The organism is Sulfurimonas sp. (assembly GCF_032250635.1).
GTDB lineage: Bacteria > Campylobacterota > Campylobacteria > Campylobacterales > Sulfurimonadaceae > Sulfurimonas.
Window position 1 is genome coordinate 1 of sequence record NZ_JAVVFL010000167.1, and the last position, 4,830, is coordinate 4,830.

Consider the following 4,830-nt stretch of genomic DNA (forward strand, 5'->3'; position numbering starts at 1 on the left):
GTTATCCACAAAGAAACAGAGCAAATTTTTAAGACTAACTTCATAAATGGTATGGTTCAGCTAGTTCCAGTAAGTAATCATTCTGCTATGGAAAAGATCGAGCGAGGGCTTAGTGAATTTGCTAAAGAACTCAAAAGACAAGGGTTTTAAAATCGCATAACGAAAAGTGATTTCAACCATTCTTACTATAAACTTAGATAAAATAATTATCTTTGAATAAATTATAAAAATAAAAAGGAATTTAATAATGACAAGTACCCAACAGCGAGCTGAGCTACAACGCCAAATTTGGCAAATTGCAAATGAGGTTCGTGGTTCAGTCGATGGCTGGGATTTTAAACAGTATGTGTTAGGTGCTTTGTTTTATCGTTTTATTAGTGAAAATTTTTCCAGCTATATTGAAGGCGGTGATGAAAGCGTTAATTATGCCGCACTTTCTGATGATGTAATCACCGCAGAAATCAAGGACGATGCGATTAAAACAAAAGGGTATTTCATATACCCAAGCCAGCTGTTTGCAAATATTGCCGCCAATGCGAATAATAATCCCAATCTAAATACCGATTTAGCCAAGATATTTTCCGCTATTGAAAGTTCTGCCAATGGCTATCCGTCTGAACCAGACATCAAAGGTTTATTTGCCGATTTTGATACCACCAGTAACCGTCTAGGTAATACCGTTGCCGACAAAAATAGCCGTTTGAGTGCGGTACTTAAAGGCGTAGCAGAACTTCGTTTTGGCAAGTTCCACGAAAACCAAATAGATCTGTTTGGCGATGCCTACGAGTTTTTGATCTCTAACTACGCTGCCAATGCAGGTAAATCAGGTGGCGAGTTTTTCACTCCTCAAAATGTGTCGAAACTCATTGCACAACTCGCTATGCATCATCAAACAACCGTCAATAAAATCTACGATCCTGCAGCAGGCTCAGGTTCGCTACTACTGCAAGCTAAAAAACACTTTGATGCCCATATCATTGAAGATGGCTTTTTTGGTCAAGAGATTAACCACACCACCTATAATCTTGCCCGCATGAATATGTTTTTGCATAACATTAACTACGACAAGTTTAATCTTGCGCTGGGTAATACGCTGATAGATCCACATTTTGGTGATGATAAACCTTTTGATGCCATTGTTTCTAATCCGCCTTATTCGGTAAAATGGATTGGAGATGAAGATCCAACCCTCATCAACGATGATCGTTTTGCTCCAGCTGGTGTTTTAGCACCTAAATCAAAAGCGGATTTTGCTTTTGTGCTACATGCGTTAAGTTATCTCTCTAGTAAAGGGCGTGCGGCGATTGTCTGTTTTCCTGGTATTTTTTATCGTGGCGGTGCAGAGCAGAAAATCCGTAAATATTTGGTAGATAACAACTATGTTGAAACCATTATCTCTTTAGCTCCCAACCTCTTTTTTGGTACTTCAATTGCCGTTACTATCTTGGTGCTTTCAAAACACAAAACTGACAATAAAACACAGTTTATTGACGCGAGCAAGTTATTTAAGCAACAAACCAATACTAATGTACTAACCGATGAATACATCGAAAAAATCATGAAAACATTTGATAGTAAAGAAAATATCGAATACTTTGCTGCGTCGGTTGAATACGATACGATAGCTAAAAACGAATACAATTTATCGGTTAGCTCGTATATAGAGACTAAAGACACTCGTGAAGTGATTGATATAGCTAAACTGAATGCAGAGCTTAAAACAACAGTAGAAAATATATATAAGCTAAGAAGTGAGATTGATGCTATAGTTGCGGAGATTGAGGCGTGAGTCATACGAGTTTTATGGAGAAACTACTTGAAGGCGTTGAAGTAGAATGGAAGCTGTTAGGACAAGTAGCGGAAATTTACGGTGGGCTTACTGGAAAAGGTAAATCTGATTTTGATAATGGTAATACTAAATATATTTCATATAAAAATATTTTTAATAACATACAAATCAACTTTGATAATCTTGATTCTGTAAAAGTGTCTTCTTCTGAAAATCAACATGAAGTGAAATATGGCGATGTCTTATTTACAGGTTCATCAGAGACGGCAAATGAAGCAGGAATGTCCTCATCCATTACAGCTCAATTTGATGAAAAAATTTATTTAAATAGTTTTTCATTTGGTGTAAGATTCAATAATGATATTCAGATGACACCAGAATTTTCAAAATATTTATTTCGTAGTAATTTTATGCGTAAAGAAATTGCAAAGACAGCAAATGGTGTTACGCGCTTTAATGTATCTAAAGCAAGATTTAAAAAACTTTCAGTTCCTATCCCACCTCTTGAGGTGCAAAGTGAAATTGTCCGAATTTTGGACAATTTCACGGAGCTTACAGCGGAGCTTACAGCGGAGCTTACAGCGGAGCTGTTCGCGCGTAAAAAGCAATATAGCTACTATCGCGAACAATTTTTTAGCTTTAAAGATAATGAAGTGGAATTGAAACCTTTAGGTGACATAGGAGAGTTTATAAGAGGGAAAAGATTTGTAAGAAATGACATGAAAAAAGAAGGTTTCCCATGCATCCATTATGGAGAAATGTATACGCATTACAATGTATGGGCTAAGGAAGCCAAATCTTTTGTTGATGAAGATTTAGCCTCAAAGTTAAGGGTTGCTGACTATGGGGATGTTGTAATTGTCGCTGCTGGAGAAACTATTGAAGATATTGGAAAAGGTACAGCTTGGTTAGGTGACACAGGTGTAGTAATTCATGATGCATGTTTCTTTTTTAAAAGTATTTTAAATCCAAAATATGTAGCTTATTTTACAAGAACAAAATTTTTTCATGACCAAATAAAAAAACATATATCTTCTGGAAAAATTTCTGCAATAAATGCAAACGGTTTAAGTAAAGCTAAAATACCCATTCCTTATCCAAATAATTTAGATAAATCACTTGCTGAACAAGAAAGAATAGTTTCTATCTTGGATAAATTCGACGCATTAACAAACTCAATTACCGAAGGCTTACCGCATGAAATAGAGTTACGCCAAAAGCAGTATGAGTATTATCGAGATATGCTTTTGAGCTTTCCAAAAGTAGAAAGTGAGGTATAGTATGGGAGTGTCATTAACAGAAATTGCACAGCAACTTAAAGGCTCCACTAAAAAAGTTCAACTCATTTATGCTTTTAACGGCACTGGTAAGACTCGTCTTTCGCGTGAATTTAAAGACTTAATTACACCGAAAGTAGTGAATGAAGAAGATCAAGAGCCAGCAGAATTATCTCGCACAAAAATTCTTTATTATAATGCCTTTACGGAAGATTTGTTTTACTGGGATAACGACTTAGATCTTGATGCCGAGCCGAAATTAAAAATTCAACCTAACACTTTCACTGAGTGGGTGCTGCAAGAACAAGGGCAAGACCAAAATATTATTGCCAATTTTCAACACTACACCGATGCAAAATTAACGCCGCACTTTAACGAGGATTTTTCCGAGGTTAAGTTTTCTTATATGCGCGGTAATCAAGAACCTACCGAAAATATAAAAATATCAAAAGGTGAAGAGAGTAACTTTATCTGGAGTCTTTTTTATAGCCTGCTTGAACAAGTTATTAGCGTGTTGAATGTCGCCGAGCCAAGCGAGCGTGAAACGAATCAGTTTGATCAGATGGAATATGTATTTATTGATGATCCTGTTAGTTCGTTAGATGAAAATCATTTGATTGAGTTGGCGGCACATTTAGCACACTTGATTAAATCCAGTACATCAGAAGTAAAATTTATCATTACAACGCATAACCCACTTTTTTACAATGTGTTGCATAATGAATTTGGAAGTGCACAAAAATATATGCTGAAAAAAAATGACGATGGAACTTATGATTTAAATAATCAACCAAATGACTCCCCATTTTCCTATCATCTTTATCTCAAAACTGAACTAGAAAAAGCGATCAATACAGGGCAGTTGAACAAATACCACTTTAATTTTCTTAGAAACATTTTAGAAAAAACTTCCACATTCCTCGGTTATGAAAAATGGGGAGACCTATTGCCTCAAACCGATGATGGAAGACCTAATCCTTATGTGGCACGCGTTATTAACATCTCTAGCCACTCTAAATTTTCTAGTGAGGAAGTGACTGACCTTACAGATGATGATAAGCGTGTTTTGGGCTACTTGGTGGGACAAATTAATGAAATGTATCGCTTTAAATAAAACGATAGTTAAATGTTTGAAGGAAAATAAATGAAAGAACATAAAGTAATAGCAGAATCTAATAACTTCATCGTTTTAGATAAATACTCTAAGATTGATCAAGAAGGCGGCGGTTATCAAACAGAAGCCGACTTGGAACGCGAGCTTATTCAAGACTTACAAAACCAAGGCTATGATTATCTACTTGATATAAACACACCTCAAAAAATGCTTTCCAATGTGCGCGTACAATTGCAAACCATGAACAATGTAGAGTTTTTAGAAGGTGAATGGCTGCGCTTTGTCGAAGAGTATTTAGATAAACCAAGTGATAATAGCATAGACAAAACGCGTAAAATACATGACGACTATATATACGATTTTGTATTTGATGACGGGCATATACAAAATATTTACTTACTGGATAAGAAAAATATTACGCGCAATAAGCTACAGGTGATTAAGCAGTTTGAACAAGCTGGTACGCAGGCTAATCGCTATGATGTAACTATTTTAGTAAATGGCTTACCGCTCGTGCAAATCGAGCTAAAAAAGCGTGGTGTAGCCATTCGCGAGGCTTTCAATCAAGTGCACCGCTACTCTAAAGAGAGCTTCAATGCAGACCATTCACTCTTTAAGTATTTGCAACTATTTGTCATTTCAAACGGTAC

At 36.0% G+C, this 4,830-nt stretch carries 4 protein-coding genes; all 4 read left to right on the top strand.

The window, feature by feature from the left end:
• The first annotated feature begins 247 nt into the window (after window positions 1-247).
• Complete coding sequence (locus RQ763_RS09520) at window positions 248-1,789, top strand: type I restriction-modification system subunit M (RefSeq protein ID WP_314152625.1); 1,542 nt, start codon at window positions 248-250, stop codon at window positions 1,787-1,789.
• Window positions 1,790-1,803: 14 nt separating this feature from the next.
• Window positions 1,804-3,069 carry a restriction endonuclease subunit S gene (locus RQ763_RS09525; RefSeq protein WP_314152626.1) on the top strand — a complete coding sequence of 422 codons (1,266 nt, stop codon included), beginning with the start codon at window positions 1,804-1,806 and terminating at the stop codon, window positions 3,067-3,069.
• A 1-nt stretch (window position 3,070) separates the two neighbouring features.
• Window positions 3,071-4,180 (top strand): AAA family ATPase, encoded by a 1,110-nt coding sequence (locus RQ763_RS09530; protein ID WP_314152628.1) that lies wholly within the window; start codon window positions 3,071-3,073, stop codon window positions 4,178-4,180.
• A 30-nt stretch (window positions 4,181-4,210) separates the two neighbouring features.
• Window positions 4,211-4,830 (top strand): type I restriction endonuclease (locus tag RQ763_RS09535; protein WP_314152629.1); only part of this gene is annotated, 620 nt, incomplete at its 3' end.

What these genes read in the sequence shown, in the direction of transcription:
- RQ763_RS09520 (WP_314152625.1), top strand. Translation starts at nt 248, where the DNA reads ATGACAAGTACCCAACAGCGAGCTGAGCTACAACGCCAAATTTGGCAA.
- RQ763_RS09525 (WP_314152626.1), top strand. Translation starts at nt 1,804, where the DNA reads ATGGAGAAACTACTTGAAGGCGTTGAAGTAGAATGGAAGCTGTTAGGA.
- RQ763_RS09530 (WP_314152628.1), top strand. Translation starts at nt 3,071, where the DNA reads ATGGGAGTGTCATTAACAGAAATTGCACAGCAACTTAAAGGCTCCACT.